The sequence below is a fragment of the Skermanella mucosa genome (genome assembly GCF_016765655.2).
GTDB lineage: Bacteria > Pseudomonadota > Alphaproteobacteria > Azospirillales > Azospirillaceae > Skermanella > Skermanella mucosa.
The window spans coordinates 239,301-257,512 of the sequence record NZ_CP086107.1; the positions used below are offsets into that span (position 1 = coordinate 239,301).

The window sequence follows — 18,212 nt, forward strand, 5'->3', positions numbered from 1 at the left end:
CCCGATCGAAGGCGTCACTCCAAGGGCTTCAAGCCGGCCAGCAGCGTGGGGATCAGTTCGCTGACCGTGGGGTGGATATGGACGCAGCGCTGGATCACCGTGTAGGGCGCCTTCGCCGCCATGACGTCCAGCAGCGAATGGACGATCTCGTCGCCCTCGATGCACAGCAGCGCCGCCCCCAGGATCAGGCGGGTCTCGCGGTCCACCAGCACCTTCATGAAGCCCTGGGTCTCGCCGCGCTCCCGGGCGCGGCCGACGCGGGTCATGGGCAGCACGCCCTTCAGCGCCGGCCGGCCGGTGGCCCGCACCTCCGCCTCGGTCATGCCGGCGCGGCCGAGGGGAGGATCGGTGAACAGGGCATAGGCCGTGATGCGGTCCGACACCCGGCGCGGATCGCCGTCGAGCAGGTTGGCGGCGACGATCTCGAAATCATTATAGGAGGTATGGGTGAAGGCGCCGCGCCCGTTGACGTCGCCCAGGGCCCAGATCCCTTCGGCCCCGCTCTCCGCGGCGCTTGCCCTCAGCTGGTCGTCGACCTGGATGAAGCCGCGCTTGTCGGTGGCGACGCCGGCGGCCTCCAGGTTCAGGCCGTCCGAGTTCGGCACCCGGCCGACCGCCAGCAGCAGGTGGCTGCCCTCGACCTCGACGGGGCGGCCGCCGGCCGTAGCCGCCAGCCGCACGCCGGAGCCCCGCTTCTCCACCGCGATATCCCGCACCCCCAGGTGGATCTCGATCCCTTCCGCCGCCAGGATGTCGCGCACCGTGTCGGATACCTCCGGGTCCTCCCGGGCGATCAGGCGGTCGGCATACTCGACCACCGTGACGCGGGAGCCGAAGCGGCGGTACATCTGGGCGAACTCCAGGCCGATATAGCTGCCCCCGGCGACGATCAGATGATCCGGCAGCGTGTCGATCCCCATCATGGAGGTGTTGGTCAGGTAGGGCACCCCGGACAGGCCGGGCCAGTCGGGCACCGCCGGCCGCCCGCCGGTATTGACGAAGATCCGGGGCGCGGTCAGGGTCTCGCCGTTCACCTCGATCTCGCGGGGACCGGTGAAGCGGGCCGATCCCCAGACCAGGGTCAGGTTCTCCGTGCCGCCCAGCCAGGCCGCCAGGCTGTCCAGCGACGCCTGCACGATCCGGTCCTTCCGCGCCTTGACCGCCTTCATGTCGACCCGGACCTCGCCGCCGGTCAGCACGCCGTAGTCCGCCGCTCGGCGCGCCAGGTGGGCGACCCGGGCGCTGGCGACCAGGGTCTTGGTCGGGATGCAGCCGTCGTTGACGCAGGTCCCGCCCAGGTGCTCCCGCTCGATGACCGCCGTCCTCATGCCCGCCTGGGCCAGCCGGACCGCCAGGAAGGGACCGGCCTGGCCGCTCCCGATGACGATCGCGTCGAAAGTCTTCGCCATGCCGTTTCCTCCCCCGTCCTTGTCGGCGCCGCCTCAAGGGCGGCCTGCACTCGGAGACGTTTTCAGATTGAACCCCAGAACCGCGGCCAGCGCGAGGGCAACTCCGACTCCAGCCACCGCGGCGGACCAGCCGAACCGGTCGAAGACCTGTCCCAGGACGGCGCTCCCCGCCAGCCCGCCGGAGAAATAGGCCGCCAGGTAGACGCCGCTCGCCGCCGCCCGGTCCGGGGCCGCCCGGCTGACGAAGCCGGTCGCCGTCGCCTGGGCGAAGAAGGTCCCGGCCCCCGCCAGCACCATGCCGAGCAGCACCTCCCCCAGGGCCGGGCTCAGCAGCAGGGGCAGGCCGGCGGCCGCGACGCCCAGGCCCGCCCACAGGGCAGGGCGCAGGCCCCAGCGCGCGGCGAAGCCGCCCGCCAGCGGCGTCAGCACGATCGACGGCAGGAAGACGAAGTAGACGAGCCCGACCGACATCATGCCGAGACCCAGCGGCGGCCCGGCCAGCACGAAATTGACATAGGTGAAGACGCCGATGAAGGCGAACAGGATGCAGAAGCCGATCCCGAACGCCGACAGCACCGGCACCGTGCACAGCCGGCGCAGGCGGACCCACGGCGGGGCCGCCGGTCCGGCGGATGCCGGCGCCGGGTGGCCGCGCAGGGTGGTCCAGGCCAGCGCCGCGCCGGCCAGGTTGAGCGCCGCGAACAGGACGAAGTTGCCGGCCAGGCCGAAGCCGTCGGCGAAGGTCGCGGCGGCCAGCCGCCCGATCAGGTTGCTGGCGACGTTCCCCGTCACATAGGCCGCGAAATGCCCTCCGCCGCCGCCCCGCTCGCCGAGCCAGGCCAGGGTCAGGGCGAAGGCGGTGGACATGCACAGCCCTTGGAGCACGCGCAGCGCGGCGAACACCTCCAGGTTGGGCGCCAGCGCCAGCAGGCAGGTCGGCACCGCCAGCAGCACGAGGCTGACGGTGACTCCCCTCCTCCGGTCGATCCGGTCGCCGAACAGGGCGGTCGCCAGCCCGGCCGCCGCCATGCCGAGCGTGCAGGCATTGACCGCCATGCCCATCGCCGAGGGCGCCACGCCGTAGGCTTCGGCCAGCATCGGCAGGATCGCCTGCGTCGCGAACAGGTCGACGACGGTGAAGAACGCCATCAGGGCTACGATCGTGGGACGGAGCGCCGGAACGCCCTCGGCCCCGGGAAGTGCTCTCGTGACGGACATGGCGGATCCCCTCCGAAGAAGCCGGTCGCGGCGTGTCACATCATGCCCGGCTCGGGGTCGGCGACATGCAGCAGATCGGCGGAGAGCAGCACGGCCGTGCCTTTGCCGGTGTTCTTCCACCAGTGGGCGACGCCGTGCCGCTCCGCCGTGCTTTCGCCGGCCTTGTGGACGATCGGCACCGCGCAGGTGCTGGAATACTCGGTGATCTCGCCCTTGATGACGTAGATGATCGCGGGGCGGTCCTGGTGGCTGTGCCAAGGCACGACCCCGCCGGGCTTCACCTCCAGCCGGCGCAGACGGAACTGGCGGTCCTGGATGCCGGCCGGCTCCTTCGCCAGGTCGATCGAGGCGACGACCTTGTCGGTGACGTCCTTCGCCGGGGTGGAATCCGGCATGCGGAGGTCGGTCCCCTCCTGGCCCGCCGGGCAGGTGCCGGCGAGCGCCGCGGCCGGTGCCAGGGCCAGGGCGGAGCCGAGCAGCAGGAAGCCAAGCAGCCCCCCCTTCAGAACGGTCTTCAGGGAAAGCACGGCAGTGAAACGACGTGTCATGTGAAGTCTCCCGGTTGCCACGCCCCATCGCGTGGTGTCGGGACCGAGGATCGGCGGAACCGGCGCTCCGGGGAAATGCCGGTTGGCTAAGGGATCGATAGCCGGCGGCTATGGACTGGTTAGCCAACCGGCATTTCACGGCGGGGGGCTCCCGGTGGGACAGTCAGGCCAGGATCACCAGACCATGATCGCAAGAGAGGTCTCGCCATGGATACGTTCGCAGTGAGGAAACCCGCCGCGCCGGCCGCCGCCCCGGTCGACGAGTTCGCGGGGAGGGTGGCGCTGGTCACCGGCTCGACCAGCGGGATCGGCCTCGGCATCGCGCGGGCCTTCGCCGCCCGGGGCGCCGCGGTCGTGTTGAACGGCTTCGGCCCGGCGCGGGACATCGCCGAGGCGCGCACCGCCATCGAGGAGGAGTTCGGGGTCGGGACGGACTATTCGGACGCCGACATGTCCGACCCGGAGGCGATCGGCCGCATGGTAGAGACCGCGGCCTACCGGCACGGGCGGATCGACATCCTGGTCAACAATGCCGGCATCCAGCACGTGGCGCCGGTCACCGGGTTCCCGCCCGACAAGTGGGACCGGATCCTGGCGATCAACCTCACCTCCGCCTTCCATACCGTGCGGCTGGCGCTGCCGGTGATGCGGCGGAACGGCTTCGGCCGGATCGTCAACGTCGCCTCGGCCCACGGGCTCGTCGCGTCGCCCTTCAAGTCGGCCTACGTCGCGGCCAAGCACGGCGTCGTTGGCTTCACGAAGACGGTGGCGCTCGAGGTGGCGGAGGAGCCCATCACCTGCAACGCGATCTGCCCCGGCTACGTCCTGACGCCGCTGGTCGAGCAGCAGATCGACGACCAGGCGAAGGTCCACGGCATCTCCCGCGAGGCGGTCGTCCGCGACGTGCTGCTGGCGCAGCAGCCGAGCAAGCGGTTCGCCACGGTGGACGAGATCGGCGCGCTCGCCGTGTTCCTGTCCAGCCATGCCGCCGCCTCGATCACCGGCGCCGCGATCCCGGTCGACGGCGGCTGGACCGCCCATTGACCCCGCCTCCAGACACCGGAGATCCCCCCATGCTGATAACCAGGACCCCGACCGAGCCCGGAACCGGCGAGAAGCCGAAGCCGGCGTTCGACAAGGAAACGCTGGGCCAGATCGTGCTGGTGTTCCAGGGCGGCGGCGCCCTGGGCGCCTACCAGGCCGGCGTATACGAGGCGATGCAGGAGGCCGGACTGGAGCCGGACTGGGTGATCGGCACCTCGATCGGGGCCATCAACGCCGGCCTGATCGCGGGCAACCTGCCCGGCATGCGGCTGGCCCGCCTCCGGGAGTTCTGGCGGAGGGTCCAGCACGGTCCGTTCCGGCAGCTGACCGCGGCATCCTTGGGCGGCGGTCCGGAGGCGTTCAGCGCCCTGACGGCGGCGGCGGGGGTGGACGGCTTCTTCCAGCCCAACCCCTGGGCCTTCCTTGGCATGAAGACCGTCCTCGGGCCGGAGAACGCCGGCTACTATTCGACCGAACCGCTGGCGAGGACGCTGGCCGACCTGATCGACCCCGGCTGCCTGGGCGCCGGCCACCCGCGGCTGACGGTCGGCGCCGCCAATGTCCGGACCGCGGAGATGCATTACTTCGACAGCCGCGCCGCGCCGCTGACGATCCGGCACGTGATGGCGTCCGGGGCGCTGCCGCCGGCCTTCCCTGCGGTCCGGATCGACGGCGAACTCTACTGGGACGGCGGCATCCTGTCGAACACGCCCGTCGAGGCGGTGTTCGACGACAATCCCCGGCGTAGCGGCCTCGTCTTCGCGGTCCATATCTGGAACCCCAGCGGGCCGGAGCCGGACAGCATCTGGAAGGTCATGAGCCGCCAGAAGGACCTCCAGTACGCCAGCCGGGCGGCCAGCCACATCGCCCGGCAGAAGCAGATCCACCGCCTGCGCCACGTCATCGCCGAACTGGCGGAGACCCTGCCGGCCGATCTGCGCGACGATCCGCGCGTCCGCGAGCTGGCGGCCTACGGCTGTCTCACCCGCATGCACGTGGTCAGGCTTCTGGCCCCGCCGCTGGCGGGCGAGGACCATTCCAAGGACATCGACTTCAGCCCGCAGGGCATCCGGGCCCGCTGGTCCGCCGGCTATGCCGACACCGCGCGCGTGCTGGCCCAGGCTCCCTGGACCCATCCCGCCGACCCGATCGAGGGCTTCATCCTGCATGATGCCAAGGCCGGCCGGGTCGTCGGGGAAGGTTAGCCGCCGGATGCCGCGGCGCCTCTCGAAAGTGGTATGACGATACGAAATCGCCAGCAGCTCCATTGTCAGGCTGCCCATTCTGTGGCTCAATATCAAAAAAACGCGCTGCCAAGGGCTCCGGGCCGGCAGCAGAATCAAGACCCGCGGGGAAGCTCAACAGAGGGGTTGCATATGAGGGACAATCTCGACACTCAGGCGCAGCTATACTGGCGCGCCAATATCCAGACGGTCATGGCCTGTCTGATCGTATGGTTTCTCGTGTCGTTCGGAGCGGGAATCATCTTCGCCGATGCCCTGAACGGCATCATGCTCGGCGGTTTTCCATTGGGCTTCTGGTTCGCCCAGCAGGGCTCCATCGTCATCTTCCTGCTGCTCATCATTTTCTACGCTTGGCGAATGAACCGGCTGGACCGGAAATTCAACGTCGACGAGATCTAGGCGATCGCAGGGAAGGCTGAAACAATGGAACTCCAGACACTTACCTATCTGATCGTCGGAGCCACCTTCGCCCTCTATATCGGGATCGCCGTATGGTCGCGGGCGGCGACGACGGGCGATTTCTATGTCGCGGGCAAGGGCGTCCATCCCATCGCCAACGGCATGGCGACCGGTGCCGACTGGATGTCGGCGGCTTCCTTCATCTCCATGGCCGGGTTGATCGCGTTCCTCGGCTACGGCGGTTCCGTCTACCTGATGGGGTGGACCGGCGGCTACGTCCTGCTGGCGATGCTGCTCGCCCCGTACCTGCGGAAGTACGGCAAGTTCACGGTGCCGGAATTCATCGGCGACCGCTATTACAGCAGCGCCGCGCGGGTCGTGGCGGTGATCTGCCTGATCTTCATCTCCTTCGTCTACGTCGCCGGGCAGATGCGCGGCGTCGGCATCGTGTTCTCCCGCTTCCTCGAGGTCAGCATCGAGGTCGGGCTGATCGTCGGCATGGGCATCGTGTTCGTCTATGCCGTGCTGGGCGGCATGAAGGGCATCACCTATACCCAGGTGGCCCAGTATATCGTGCTGATCACCGCCTATATCGTGCCGGCGGTCTTCATCTCCCTCCAGCTGACCGGCAACCCGTTCCCGCCGCTCGGCCTCGGCGGCACGCTGGTGGACAGCCCCGCGGTCAGCGCCGACGGCGTGTTCCTGCTGGAACGGCTGAACGCCGTCGTCACCGAGCTCGGTTTCGCGGCCTATACCGACGGGCAGAAGAGCGTCATCGACCTGTTCGCCATCACCGCGGCGCTGATGGTCGGCACCGCGGGGCTGCCGCACGTGATCGTTCGCTTCTTCACCGTGCCGCGCGTCCGCGACGCGCGCTCCTCGGCCGGCTGGGCGCTGTTCTTCATCGCCCTGTTGTATCTCTGCGCCCCGGCGGTCGGCGCCATGGCCCGGTACAACCTGATGGACACGCTCCAGGTCGGTGCCGTGGGCGCCCCGGACGGCAACCTGCTCTATGAGGACCGTCCGGCCTGGATGCAGCGCTGGGAACAGACGGGCCTGCTCAAGTTCGAGGACAAGAACGGCGACGGCCGCATCCAGTACTACAACCCGGCCGGCATGAACGACGACCTGGAAAGGCAGTACGGCTGGAGCGGCAACGAACTTACCGTGGACCGCGACATCCTGGTGCTCGCCAATCCCGAGATCGCGCGGCTGCCCAACTGGGTCATCGCCCTGGTCGCGGCGGGCGGTATCGCGGCGGCCCTGTCCACCGCCGCCGGCCTGCTGCTGGTGATATCGTCCTCGATCTCCCACGACCTGCTGAAGAGCACCCTGGCCAAGGACATGTCGGAGAAGAACGAGCTGATGGCCGGCCGCATCGCCGCCGCCGGCGCCATCCTGATCGCCGGTTACCTGGGCTACAATCCTCCCGGCTTCGTGGCGGAGGTGGTCGCCTTCGCGTTCGGCCTCGCGGCCAGTTCGCTGTTCCCCGCGATCATGATGGGCATCTTCGCGAAAAGGGTGAACCGGGAAGGGGCGATCGCCGGGATGCTGACCGGGCTCATCTTCACGATGGGCTACATCGTCTACTTCAAGGGGATCTTCATCACCCCGATCGGAGTCAACGCGCCCGCGAACTGGCTGCTGGGGATTTCTCCGGAAGGCATCGGATTCGTCGGCATGCTGCTGAACTTTGCCGTCGCGTTCGCGGTCAGCAGGATGACGGCGGCACCGCCGCGCGAGATCCAGGAACTGGTGGATTATATCCGGTCGCCGCGCGGCGCCAAGGCCGCGGTCGACCACTGAGCATCGACTACTGGGCGACGGCCGGAGGGGCAGGGCGGTCGCCGTCCTGCCCCTCCACGTCATCGTGTGATAAACCACCGTGGAGGCGGCCTTGAACATGCCGGTCGAGCCTGCCGCGGTCCGCGATTTCATCGCCGACCAGCCGGCCTTCGCGAAACTGCCCGAGGGGGACCTGGACGCCGTCGCCGCCCAGGTCGTCCCGATCCGCCTGAACAGGGGCGAAACGCCGGCCTGGGCGGGTGACCCCGCCGGCGGCATCGCCCTGGTACGAAGCGGATCGCTGGAGGTCCGGACCGTCACGGGGGAACCCGTCGCCCGCCTGGGCGAGGGCGATCTGGTGCCGGCCTCCGGATCTTCCGATGGCGAGACCCCGCTTCGCGTCGCCGTCCTGGAGGACGCCGTTCTCTACCGGATCCCGGCCGAACAGGTCCTCCGGTTGCGCGCGGCGCACCCCGGTTTCAGCCGCCTGCTCGATTCCAGGCCGGGCGAACGGCTGCGCGCGGCCCATGGGCGGATGGATCCGGCCAGCCGCCGGGAGGTGAGGGATCTGATCCGGCGCCCGCCGGAGGTGGCCTCCCCCGCGACCAGCATCGCCGACGCCGCCCGGCACATGCATCGGGCCGCGGTCTCCTGCCTGCCGGTGGTCGAGGAGGGGCGGCTCCTGGGGATCCTCACCGACCGCGACCTGCGCAACCGGGTCCTGGCGGCGGGCCTGGATCCGGCCGGCCCGGTGGCTTCCGTTATGACGCCGGACCCGTACCGGATCGACGACACCGCCCTGGTCTTCCAGGCGGAGATCCTGATGGGCCGCCACGGCATCAACCACCTGCCGGTCATGCGCGGGGCGGAGCTGGTCGGGATGGTGACCAGCACCGACATCCTGCGGACCCATGTGCGGTCGGTCGCGTTCATGGCGGGCGACATCGCCAGGCGGGACGACGCCGCCGGCGTCGCGGCGGCCGTGAAGCCGGTGCCGGACATGGTTCACGATCTGGTGGAAGGGGGCAGCAGCGCCTATGGCATCGGCCACGCCGTCGCGGCCGTCACCGACGCGGCGACGGAACGGCTGCTCGGGTTGGCGGAGCAGCGGCTGGGCCCGCCGCCGGTGCCCTATCTCTGGATGGCGCTCGGTTCCCAGGCGCGGAACGAGCAGGCGGCGGGCTCGGACCAGGACAACGCCCTCGTCCTTTCCGACGACTATGAGGAAGCGATCCACGGCGACTACTTCAAGGCCCTGGCGGAGTTCGTCTGCGACGGGCTGGCCGATGCCGGCTATCCCCTTTGCCCGGGCGGCATCATGGCCCGGAACCCGCGGTGGCGGATGCCGCTGGCGGCCTGGCGCCGCGCCTTCGAGCGCTGGGTAAGGGAGCCGCTGCCCGAGGCGCTGATGAACGCCAGCATCTTCTTCGACATGCGGCCGGTCGCCGGCCCGCCGCCGCTGTTCCGCGACCTTCAGCGCCACGTCCTGGAACTGACCGGAAGCAACGGCATCTTTCTCGGCCACATGGTCCGCAATGCGCTGACCCACCAGCCGCCGCTGGGACTCTTCCGGAACTTCGTCCTGATCTCCGGCGGGGAACACCACCGGTCGCTGGACCTCAAGCACTCCGTCCTGGCGCCGATCGTCGATCTGGCCCGGATATACGCCCTGGACGCCGGCTCGCCCGTGGTCAATACCCACGACAGGCTGGTGGTCGCCGGCGAGACCGGCAAGGTCAGCCGGGACGGCGCCCGCGATCTGGTGGACGCGCTGGAGTTCCTGGGCCTCGTGAGGATCCGGCACCAGGCGCGGCTCATGGCGGCCGGCAAGGCCCCCGACAACTACCTGTCGCCGCAGGAACTCTCGCCGTTCGAGCGGGGGCACCTCAAGGACGCTTTCGCCGTGGTGAAACTGATGCAATCGGCGGCTCTCGCCGCCTACCGCGGCGGCATGGCCTGACCGCGGACCAACCGGGAATTCCACGGATGCTCCTCGATGTCGTGATCGCCGCCTGCGCGGCCTTTGCAGCCCTCGGCGTCATGCTGATCTGCTTCAAGGCGCTGCGCGCCAAGCCGCCGCGCTGGCTCGGCCCGGCGGTGGCCGCGGTCGCGGTCGTCGCGGTCACCGCCACGTTGCGTTACCAGTGGGCCGGCCGCATGGAAGCGATGCTGCCGAAGGAGATGGTCGTCGTCGAGCGTCTCGCCACGCGGTCGCCGTTCGAGCCCTGGTCCTACGTGAAACCGGTCGTCACCACGCTGGTGCTGGCCGACAAGGGCACGGCGCGGACCAACTCCGCCCATGCCGACCTCGTGCTCATCAACGTCCTGATCGTGAGGCGCGCCGACGACACCCTGGTCACGCGCCATCTGGTCGATTGCGCCGGGCGGCGCGAGGCGGTGTTTCCGGCGGACGCCCCGTTCACGTCGGACGGCCTGCCGGAGGACCTTGTCTGGGCCGCCGACACCCCGCCCGAGCTGATCACCACGGCATGCACTGTCCGGCCTTCCGCCGGCATCGGTTCAAGCAGTCGGGATGAAAGTCATATGCATAAAATCAAGGCCGTTATTTAACTAATACTGCAGGAAACCTTGGCCAAGAATGGCGCATCCGGGCGGCTCGCCATGTCGATCGGCACTGCCCCGCAGGAAAGCGCAACCAAGGATCCGCCATGTCATCCATTTCGTCCGCGACGCGGCATTTTCGCTCCCCCGGTATCGGAGCGTCGCTGAACCTGATCGTCGCAGCACTCTGCCTGATCCTCGTCGGCATCACCGGCTCGACGCTGATCGGCGCCTTCGGTGCCGTACGTTCCGCGGAGCGCGCGGGCGAATTGGCGCGCGCCGGCCGCGACGTCTTCACGGCACTCCAGAACGTCCGGATCGAGCGCGGCAGCACCCGCCTCCAGTTGGAAGCGCGGGACGCCGCCGCGGCGACCATGCTGACCGGCCTGGAAGCCCTCCGCGCCAAGTCCGGCGGGGCGCTGGAAGCGCTGATCGCGGCCTGCGGACGCGCCGACTGCGCCGACCCGGCCGAGATGGCGGAACTCGAGGCGCGGAGCGGCCGGCTGGCGGCACTGCGTCCGGAGATCGACCGGAGCCTGCGCGAGCCCCTGGCGGCGCGCCGGGACGGGATCGCGAAGGAGGCGAATGCCGCCATCACCGCCCTGGTCGACCAGCTCGAACTGATTTCCGGGCGGCTGACGGCTCGGCTCGGCGAGGTCGACGCCTTTATCGCCGTCCAGGTGGCCGTCAAGGACGCGGCCTATCTGGCCCGCGACGCCGCGGGCCTGGAGAAATACCCGGTCGCCGCCATCATCAAGGACAAGGCCGTCTCGGCCGAGAACCGGGCCAGGATCGCGGAACTGCGCGGCAAGGCCGATGCGGGCTGGAAACTGGTCAGGGAGATCGTCGGGCGCCCCGGCATGCCGGCATCGGTCGTGACCGCGGCCGACGCCGCGCAGATCCTTCATTTCGGCACCACCGTCAAGCTGAGCGACGAGATCCAGCAGGCCGTGGCGGCCGGGAACGTACCGCCCGCCGGCGCGGCGGAGTTCAGCAAGGCGGTCGACGCCGGAACGACCAGCCTGGTCGCCGTCTGCGAGGCGGCCCTGGATGCCATCGTCCTGCATGCCGACGCGAATTCGTCCGAAGCTTCCGGGAACCTGGTGCTGCATGCCTGCCTGCTGCTGCTGGCCGTCGCGATCGGGATCGGTGCCCTGGCGGTCATCCGCGGACGGGTCGTGCGCCCGATCGACGGGATCACCGGGGCGATGCTGCGCGTCGCCGAGGGCGACCTGTCCGGCGAAATCCCCTACGCGCAGCGGGGTGACGAGATCGGCCGCCTGGCCGGCGCGCTGGGCACCTTCAAGCGCAACGCCGAGGAGACCCGCCGCCTTCAGCGTGAGCAGCACGAGGAGCAGGTCAGCAAGGAGGCTCGCCATCGGGAGATGGAGACCGCGCTCGCGGAGTTCGGCTCGGCCGTCGCCCGCGTCCTCCAGAGCTTCAACGTCTCGGCGGAGCGGATGAGCGCCGCGTCGGAGAACCTGACGGAGGTTGCCGATTCGTCGAAAGCGCGAGCCACCGTGGTCGCGGGCGCGTCCGAGCAGACCTCCGCCAACGTCCAGACCGTCGCCGCCGCCACCGAGGAGTTGGCCGCCTCGATCGCCGAGATCGGGCGCCAGGTCAGCCACGCCGCCGGCCGCGCCCGCAACGCCGTGTCGGAGGCCCACCAGACCGGCGAGACGGTGCGCGCCCTGGACGATGCGGCCCAGCGGATCGGCGCCGTGGTCGGACTGATCCAGCAGATCGCCAACCAGACCAACCTGCTGGCGCTGAACGCCACGATCGAGGCGGCGCGCGCCGGCGAAGCCGGAAAGGGCTTCACGATCGTAGCGCACGAAGTGAAGAACCTGGCCGGCCAGACCGCCAAGGCGACGGAGGAGATCTCCAGCCAGATCTCCGCGATCCAGGCCTCGACCCGGCAGACCGTGGACGCGATCGTCGGCATCGCGGCGACTGTGGAGGAGATCGACCAGACCTCGGCGGCGATCGCCTCGGCGGTGGAGCAGCAGGCCGCGGCGACCCGCGAGATCACCCGCAACACCAACGAGGCCGCCCGCGGCACCCAGGAGGTATCCTCCAACATCCTGGGCGTGACGGAGGACGCGAGCCGGACGGGCGGGGCCGCCGGCGAGGTCCATGCCGCCGCCGAGGAACTGCGCAGCGAGGCCGCCGTGCTGGGCCGGCAGATCGACCGCTTCCTCGACCGCATCCGGGCCGCCTGATCCGGGGCCGGCCGAAGCGCCGGCCATGCATCAGAGCTGGATTCCGGTTCGGATTTCCTCACGGCGATGCCATGGTTGCCTGTAGCCAGGGAGATCGCCGTGACAGCAATCCCGAAACCGTCCAGGGACAAGGTACGCATCCAGCGCGAGCGGCTGCGGGCGATCCAGATCTGGGTTCCGGATGTCCGGTCGCCGGAATTCGCCGCCGAGGCCCGCCGGCAGTCGCTCCTCGTCAGCCGGAGCCCGCACGAGGACGAGGAACAGGCGTTCATCAACGCCGTCTCGATCGAGCCCCGGGATGACGAGGAGTGAAGCAGGGCGTGATCCGGACCGTCAGCCGATCCCCAGCTCGCGCATGCGCTTCCACAGGGTCGTGCGCGAGACGCCCAGCAGCCTCGCCGCTTGGCCGCGGTTGCCCCCGGCGCGCCGGAGCGCCTCCTCGACCTTGGCCCGGGTCGCGACGGTAAGCGCCTCGTCCAGGGTGCCGGTCGCCGCGGCCGCCGGCCCGTCCAGCGCGGATTCCGGGAACAGGTCCGCGGGGCCGATCACGGTTTCGTCCGCGAGCGCCGCCGCCCGTTCGATCCGGTTGCGCAGCTCGCGCACATTGCCCGGCCAGTCATGCTCGGCCAGGGCCGCCAGTCCCTCGGGGGACAGCGCGCGGGCTTCCAGGCCGAAGCGCGCCACGGCGTCGTCGAGGAAGCGGTGGGCGAGGGGGGGCACGTCCTCCGGCCGCTCGCGGAGCGGCGGGATGCGGACCTCGACGACGTTGATCCGGAAGTAGAGATCCTCCCGGAAGGTCCCGGCGGCGACGCACTCGGCCAGGTCGGCGTGGGTGGCACAGACGAGGCGGGCCTCGAACCGCCGCTCGTCGCGGGCGCCGACCGGCAGGAAGGCGCGCTCCTGGATCACGCGCAGCAGCTTGGACTGATGCTCGAGCGGCAGCTCGGCGATCTCGTCGAGGAAGAGCGTCCCGGCTCCGGCCCGCGCCAGCAGGCCGGGACTGGACGCCACGGCCCCTGTGAAGGCCCCCCGTTCGTGGCCGAACAGCGTGCTCTCCACCAGGTCGCGCGGGATGGCCGCGCAGTTGACGGCGACGAACGGCCGGTCCGCCCGGTCCGCGGCGGCATGGAGCAGCCGGGCCGCGACCTCCTTGCCGACGCCGGTCTCTCCCGTCAGCAGCACCGGGATATCCACCCGGGCCGCCTTGCGCAGGACCGCCTCGGCCTGCCCCATGGACGGCGGGGCGCGGTCGGGTCGCGCCCCGCCGGGCGACCCGACCGGCACGCAGGCCCTGCGCAGTTCGGCCACCAGGAAATCCACGTCGACCGGCTTGGTCAGGTAGTCGCGGGCACCCGCCTTGATCAGGCGCACGGCCTGGTCGACCTGGCCGTGCGCGGTGATGAAATACACGGGCAGCGCCCCGGCTGTGTCCAGCAGGTGCCTGTAGAGCGCTTCGCCGTCCATGTCGGGAAGCCGGATGTCGCTGACCACGGCATCGGGCGGGGCGGCGCCCGCGAGAGCCTCGACCGCCGCGGCGCCGGTGGCGGCGAGGCGGGGCCGGAATCCTTCCAGGCGAAGCCGCTGCATCAGGGCCGGGCCGAGCACCGGATCGTCCTCGATTACCAGGACGGAGGGCACCAGGACTGAGGGAGCGTCGTTCATGCCTTGGCTCCCAGCGGGATGGCGATCCGGATCGAGGTCCCGCGGCCCGGCGCGTCGATCACCGTCGCCCGGCCGTCGAGCGAGCCCAGCAGGGCGACCACCACGTCGATGCCCAGGCGCCGCCCTCCGTTCCCCCCGGTTCCCGGCCGATCCGCCCCGCCGCCGGCCAGGCGCGACGCGACGGAGCGGTCCAGGCCGGGCCCCTGGTCGACGATGTCGCACACCAGGTCCGGCCCCTCGGTGCGGGCGGCGAGGCTGACCCTGCCGCCGGCCGGCGTCGCGGCGCAGGCGTTCAGCAGCAGGTTCAGGAGGAGTTGGCGCACCTCGACGGCACCGAGATCGACGTTGTCCGGCACCTCGACGCGCCATTCCAGGGCCACGCCGCGCCGGACGGCCTCGGGCGCCACCAGATGGCGGAGATCCTCGAGGTCCTCGCGGCCCAGCCGGCGGTCCTCCGGCGGCCGGTACAGGTCGAGGGTGCCGGTCACGATGCGGTCGATCGTCCCGATGCCGCGGTCCAGCAGTCCCAGCGCCTCGTCCCGCACCTGCCGGTCGTCGCCGAACCGGCGCAGGGTCGATACCGCCGTGGCCAGCCCGCCCAGCGGGTTGCGCACCTCGTGCGCCATGGTCGCCGCCATCCGGCCGAGCGCCGCCGCCTGTTCCCGGTCGGCGAGCGCCCGGATCAGGCGCTCGCGGTCGCGGACCCCTTCGGCCAGCCGGTTGTAGGCGTCGAACAGGCGGCGGGTTTCCGGCCCCGCGGACCCGGCGGCTGCGGCCGGCAGGGGTTCCGGCTCGCCGAGCGGCTGGGAGCCGAGATGATCGACCAGGGTGCGCAAGGGTCGCGACAGGCGCTGCAGGATCGCGAAGGCGAGGATGCCGCACAGGCACGCGATGACGAAGTCCATCAGGATCACCGCCCAGAGCAGGCGGTCGCGCGCGGCGATGACCTCGGACAGGTCGAGCGCCGCCGCGATCCCCGGCCCGGCGCCGGCCCCCGGATCGCCGAGCGGGCGGCTCGCCCAGCCGATGTCCCCGACGGGATCGATCCGGAACCCGAGGCGCATCAGCGCGGCCATGTCGGGCGGCTCGATCCGGGGATCGCCCGCGCGGGCGATCAGCCCGCCGTCGCCGCCGAAGGCGAACAGCGCCTGCTCCGGAATGCCGTGCTGTTCGGCCAGCGCCTGCGCGAAGCGCCGCTCCACCTCGACGGCGTCGCCGGCCTCCACGTAGGGACGGACGCTCGCCGCGAGCCCGTCGAGATAGACTTGGCCGATCTGCCTGAGCTGGTCCGTCTGGCGGGAGTTCATGACCTGGAGGGCGACCTGGGTCGACCCGACCGCGACCACGAACACCATCGCGGCCGCCAGGGCCGGCAGCTGCAGGGACGGGGGAACCAGGGTCTTCAGTCCGATCAAGCTCGGCATCCGGGGCGCATCGGGAAGTGTCGTCCTGCCCCGTAGTTGGCTTCCCGCGGGCTCAGGGCAAGAGCGTCACCGGCATGCGGTCCGAAACGACCTCGAACGGGCAGGTCCGGACCATGCCGAGCCAGCCGCTCCGATGCGACAGGCAGGACATCGCGGCGGCATCGAACCGCCGGACCTCGCGGTCGAGCACGTCCGCCTCGGAGTCGGGATCGACCGCAGGCATGACCTCGGCCTTGCGCCCGTGCGCGCGCACCAGCTCGACCTGCTCGTCGAGGGCCGCCTGGATCCGCTGCCGGTCGCCGGCCACCGGCAGCAGCGTCACCGGGGCATCCGTCCAGAGGCCGGAATGCAGGAACCGCCGGGCCAGCCGGGCGCAGCCGTCCGTCCCGGACACCACGAGGACGACGTTGCGCACCGCCGCGGGATGATGCCTCACCCGCAGGACGGGAACCGCGGACCGGGCCGCCAGGGTCGTGGCGAGCTCGTCCGACGGCGGCTGCCCCGACCCGGAAAGGCCCGCGCCGGCGGGGACCACCAGCAGGTCGCAGCCGGCCACCACGGTGGCGAGCCCGTCGAACCCGGTCTCGTCGTGGCGGCTGGTGATTTCGATCGGATGGCCGCGGGTCGCCTCGTCGAAGTCGCGGAGCGCCGCCGCGGCCGCCTCGCGCCTCCGGGCCCGGCGCTGGTCGGCCAGCCATCGGGCCCAGTAGGTGCCGCCCGCCGGTATCGCCTGGGCTTCCGGCTCCGGGTCGAAGGCCGATAGGCCGGTCAGCTGCGCGCCCGAGGCGACCGAGATCCCCACGGCCAGCTCGATCGCGGACCGCTGGGCGTCGCCGCCGCCGAGCCAGACCACCACGCGTTTGGCCGAGGCGGCGGAGGACGCGGCGGAAGATGGGGCCGCAAGGTGGGCCGGCTTGCGGAACGGGATGGGTTTCATGGCTCCCTCCGGTGGGGCAGGGGTTTCCTCTCCGTCCGAAGCCTTACAAGAGGCGTGCCAGACGGCCATCGGCATGTCCCAGCGGCGTTTCGGGACTTCGGGCGGGCGCCGATGTTTCGCGACGTGAACGCCGGGGCGGCGGCCTGTTCGCGAACGTGAACAAGCCCTTCCGCCCCGTCGGCTGCGGCCTGAATCATCCGGGGTCTCGAGGATGGCACCATCACCCCATCCGGATAGTTGCCGGATCGGGGAAGCGCCTGTACTGTGCCTGTTGACAGAACAAATCATGAACATTCCCGACGCATGATCATGCCGTCTCCCGCGCCGTCCCCATGCCTGGGCGGCCGCGGCAGGGCCGGCCCGACGACGGAGGTAGAATGATGAAGCGGACCGGCCAAACCATCGGGGAACTCGTCGCGCGCCTGCATGGCACGGGGATGACCCGCAGGGGAACGGCGGCGCCCGGGACGACCAAGCCCCCGGCATCGGATCTTCTGATGGCATATACCCGGCGGGCCGCCCTGGGCCTGGTCGTCCTGGGCGCCGCCATAGGTGGGGTCTGCCAGATCGGCGGAGAGGCCCGGCCGTACCAGCATCGGCAGCTCACGACGCCTGCGTCGGCGGAGGGCTCCGGCCAGGCCGGGACGCTGGACGACGTTCTGGCGGAAGCGGGCGGACCGGAACCCGGGAATCCCGGATTTGCCGAGGGTCTGGACGCTCCGCCGGCAGGGTTTCGCGCGTCGGAGGCGGAAGCCGCCGGAACGGACGCGTCCGGCATCGGAAGCCTCGTTGCACGCCTCGACCGGCAAGCCCGGACCCTCGCGGCGATCGACGAGGCCGCCGCCAGGGTCGGCGCTTCCGCGCGCCTGATGCGCGCCATGGCCAGCCTGGAGTCCAGCCTCGACGCCACGGCCAAGGCGTCGACCAGTTCGGCGACCGGACTTTATCAGTTCATCGAGGCGACCTGGCTCTCCAAAGTCCGGAGCCATGGACGCAAATACGGCCTCGGCCATCTCGCCCGGCATGTCCGCGGAGGCCCGCTGGGCGAACCCGTCGTCGACGATCCCCTGGTCCGCGAGCGGATCCTGGCCCTGCGCAAGGATGCCAGGCTGAGCGCCTTCCTGGCGGCGGAGCTGACGGTCGACAATGCGCGGCGCCTCCGGAAGCTGATGGGCCGCCCGGTCACCCAGACCGAGATCTATCTGGCCCACGTCTTCGGCGTGGCCGGGACGGCGCGCTTCCTGAAAGCTGCCGAAAGCACGCCCGACAGGGTCGGCGCCTCGATGTTTCCGAAGGAAGCCAGGGCAAACCCGGGCCTTTTCCGGATGGGCGATCAGCCGGCGACGCTCGGTGAGATCCGGAAGCGGTTCATCGCCAAAATGTCCAGGCTCGACCTCCCCGACCGGCTGGCCGCCATCGACCGCATCGCCCCGGCGCGGGATGCCGCCGCGGACCAGGATGACGAATTTGACCAGTCGGAGGATTGGCGCGGCGGGATGGGCGAACAGCAGGTCGCCGCTTCCGCCATCCGGTGACGTGGCACCTTCGCCGGGAAGCGGACCCGGCCGGCCGGGGAATATAGTGGTATGCGGGAATAACTCATCTGGAATGATTTATTGCCGCTTGCCTCGTGCGGCTCGGTATATTAGTTTTTGCACTGCAGCAGCGATGCTGCATACGCCTCTTTGGGCGTTTCCTCCCTAGACTCTAAGGCCACCCCCCGGGGTGGCCGTTTTTTTTTTCATGAACAAGCCGCCT

Annotated in this window: 15 protein-coding genes; 9 read left to right on the top strand and 6 right to left on the bottom strand. The window is 70.5% G+C overall.

Features of this window, described 5'->3' with window-relative positions; all coding sequences use genetic code 11:
• Positions 1–14 precede the first annotated feature (14 nt).
• From JL100_RS31005 to JL100_RS31015, 3 genes are read right to left on the bottom strand one after another with little or no spacing between them, the layout of a single operon-like run.
• The gene (locus JL100_RS31005) at positions 15–1,409 is read right to left on the bottom strand and encodes an FAD-containing oxidoreductase (protein WP_202683179.1); all 1,395 of its coding nucleotides are present in this window, start codon (positions 1,407–1,409) and stop codon (positions 15–17) included.
• Between the two features lie 33 nt (positions 1,410–1,442).
• Positions 1,443–2,627 carry an MFS transporter gene (locus tag JL100_RS31010; protein ID WP_202683180.1) on the bottom strand — a complete coding sequence of 395 codons (1,185 nt, stop codon included), beginning with the start codon at positions 2,625–2,627 and terminating at the stop codon, positions 1,443–1,445.
• 35 nt (positions 2,628–2,662) lie between these two features.
• The gene (locus JL100_RS31015; RefSeq protein ID WP_202683181.1) at positions 2,663–3,175 is read right to left on the bottom strand and encodes a cupin domain-containing protein; all 513 of its coding nucleotides are present in this window, start codon (positions 3,173–3,175) and stop codon (positions 2,663–2,665) included.
• Positions 3,176–3,382: 207 nt separating this feature from the next.
• On the opposite strand from JL100_RS31015, the gene JL100_RS31020 reads away from it, so the two are divergent.
• The 8 genes from JL100_RS31020 to JL100_RS31055 all read left to right on the top strand — a co-directional run bounded on the left by JL100_RS31020 (position 3,383) and on the right by JL100_RS31055 (position 12,743).
• The gene (locus tag JL100_RS31020) at positions 3,383–4,219 is read left to right on the top strand and encodes a 3-hydroxybutyrate dehydrogenase (protein ID WP_202683182.1); all 837 of its coding nucleotides are present in this window, start codon (positions 3,383–3,385) and stop codon (positions 4,217–4,219) included.
• A 29-nt stretch (positions 4,220–4,248) separates the two neighbouring features.
• Positions 4,249–5,424 carry a patatin-like phospholipase family protein gene (locus JL100_RS31025; RefSeq protein ID WP_202683183.1) on the top strand — a complete coding sequence of 392 codons (1,176 nt, stop codon included), beginning with the start codon at positions 4,249–4,251 and terminating at the stop codon, positions 5,422–5,424.
• Positions 5,425–5,595: 171 nt separating this feature from the next.
• Positions 5,596–5,862: a DUF4212 domain-containing protein gene (locus JL100_RS31030; RefSeq protein WP_202683184.1), complete on the top strand. Its 267-nt coding sequence runs from the start codon at positions 5,596–5,598 to the stop codon at positions 5,860–5,862.
• 24 nt (positions 5,863–5,886) lie between these two features.
• The gene (locus JL100_RS31035) at positions 5,887–7,668 is read left to right on the top strand and encodes a sodium:solute symporter family protein (protein ID WP_202683185.1); all 1,782 of its coding nucleotides are present in this window, start codon (positions 5,887–5,889) and stop codon (positions 7,666–7,668) included.
• A 97-nt stretch (positions 7,669–7,765) separates the two neighbouring features.
• Positions 7,766–9,607, top strand: coding sequence for a DUF294 nucleotidyltransferase-like domain-containing protein (locus tag JL100_RS31040; RefSeq protein ID WP_202683186.1), 1,842 nt, complete (start codon positions 7,766–7,768; stop codon positions 9,605–9,607).
• A 26-nt stretch (positions 9,608–9,633) separates the two neighbouring features.
• Entirely contained in the window at positions 9,634–10,218 is a 585-nt protein-coding gene (locus JL100_RS31045; protein WP_202683187.1) for a hypothetical protein, read from the top strand.
• Positions 10,219–10,316: 98 nt separating this feature from the next.
• Positions 10,317–12,431, top strand: coding sequence for a methyl-accepting chemotaxis protein (locus JL100_RS31050; protein ID WP_202683188.1), 2,115 nt, complete (start codon positions 10,317–10,319; stop codon positions 12,429–12,431).
• Between the two features lie 66 nt (positions 12,432–12,497).
• Complete coding sequence (locus JL100_RS31055; RefSeq protein ID WP_211113139.1) at positions 12,498–12,743, top strand: antitoxin MazE family protein; 246 nt, start codon at positions 12,498–12,500, stop codon at positions 12,741–12,743.
• A 21-nt stretch (positions 12,744–12,764) separates the two neighbouring features.
• Here the strand turns inward: JL100_RS31055 and JL100_RS31060 are convergent, their stop codons facing one another.
• The 3 genes from JL100_RS31060 to JL100_RS31070 form a co-directional block, all read right to left on the bottom strand.
• On the bottom strand, positions 12,765–14,093 hold the full coding sequence (locus JL100_RS31060; protein ID WP_202683190.1) for a sigma-54-dependent transcriptional regulator: 1,329 nt from the start codon (positions 14,091–14,093) through the stop codon (positions 12,765–12,767).
• The gene (locus tag JL100_RS31065; RefSeq protein WP_202683191.1) at positions 14,090–15,508 is read right to left on the bottom strand and encodes a sensor histidine kinase; all 1,419 of its coding nucleotides are present in this window, start codon (positions 15,506–15,508) and stop codon (positions 14,090–14,092) included. Before JL100_RS31065 ends, JL100_RS31060 begins: the two co-directional genes overlap by 4 nt.
• A 61-nt stretch (positions 15,509–15,569) precedes the next feature.
• Complete coding sequence (locus tag JL100_RS31070) at positions 15,570–16,454, bottom strand: universal stress protein (RefSeq protein ID WP_202683192.1); 885 nt, start codon at positions 16,452–16,454, stop codon at positions 15,570–15,572.
• A 377-nt stretch (positions 16,455–16,831) separates the two neighbouring features.
• On the opposite strand from JL100_RS31070, the gene JL100_RS31075 reads away from it, so the two are divergent.
• On the top strand, positions 16,832–17,989 hold the full coding sequence (locus JL100_RS31075; protein WP_202683193.1) for a hypothetical protein: 1,158 nt from the start codon (positions 16,832–16,834) through the stop codon (positions 17,987–17,989).
• The last annotated feature ends 223 nt before the right edge of the window (positions 17,990–18,212 follow it).

What these genes read in the sequence shown, in the direction of transcription:
- JL100_RS31005 (WP_202683179.1), bottom strand. Translation starts at nt 1,409, where the DNA reads ATGGCGAAGACTTTCGACGCGATCGTCATCGGGAGCGGCCAGGCCGGT.
- JL100_RS31025 (WP_202683183.1), top strand. Translation starts at nt 4,249, where the DNA reads ATGCTGATAACCAGGACCCCGACCGAGCCCGGAACCGGCGAGAAGCCG.
- JL100_RS31050 (WP_202683188.1), top strand. Translation starts at nt 10,317, where the DNA reads ATGTCATCCATTTCGTCCGCGACGCGGCATTTTCGCTCCCCCGGTATC.
- JL100_RS31030 (WP_202683184.1), top strand. Translation starts at nt 5,596, where the DNA reads ATGAGGGACAATCTCGACACTCAGGCGCAGCTATACTGGCGCGCCAAT.
- JL100_RS31020 (WP_202683182.1), top strand. Translation starts at nt 3,383, where the DNA reads ATGGATACGTTCGCAGTGAGGAAACCCGCCGCGCCGGCCGCCGCCCCG.
- JL100_RS31060 (WP_202683190.1), bottom strand. Translation starts at nt 14,093, where the DNA reads ATGAACGACGCTCCCTCAGTCCTGGTGCCCTCCGTCCTGGTAATCGAG.
- JL100_RS31010 (WP_202683180.1), bottom strand. Translation starts at nt 2,627, where the DNA reads ATGTCCGTCACGAGAGCACTTCCCGGGGCCGAGGGCGTTCCGGCGCTC.
- JL100_RS31075 (WP_202683193.1), top strand. Translation starts at nt 16,832, where the DNA reads ATGATGAAGCGGACCGGCCAAACCATCGGGGAACTCGTCGCGCGCCTG.
- JL100_RS31055 (WP_211113139.1), top strand. Translation starts at nt 12,498, where the DNA reads ATGCCATGGTTGCCTGTAGCCAGGGAGATCGCCGTGACAGCAATCCCG.
- JL100_RS31015 (WP_202683181.1), bottom strand. Translation starts at nt 3,175, where the DNA reads ATGACACGTCGTTTCACTGCCGTGCTTTCCCTGAAGACCGTTCTGAAG.
- JL100_RS31035 (WP_202683185.1), top strand. Translation starts at nt 5,887, where the DNA reads ATGGAACTCCAGACACTTACCTATCTGATCGTCGGAGCCACCTTCGCC.
- JL100_RS31070 (WP_202683192.1), bottom strand. Translation starts at nt 16,454, where the DNA reads ATGAAACCCATCCCGTTCCGCAAGCCGGCCCACCTTGCGGCCCCATCT.
- JL100_RS31040 (WP_202683186.1), top strand. Translation starts at nt 7,766, where the DNA reads ATGCCGGTCGAGCCTGCCGCGGTCCGCGATTTCATCGCCGACCAGCCG.
- JL100_RS31045 (WP_202683187.1), top strand. Translation starts at nt 9,634, where the DNA reads ATGCTCCTCGATGTCGTGATCGCCGCCTGCGCGGCCTTTGCAGCCCTC.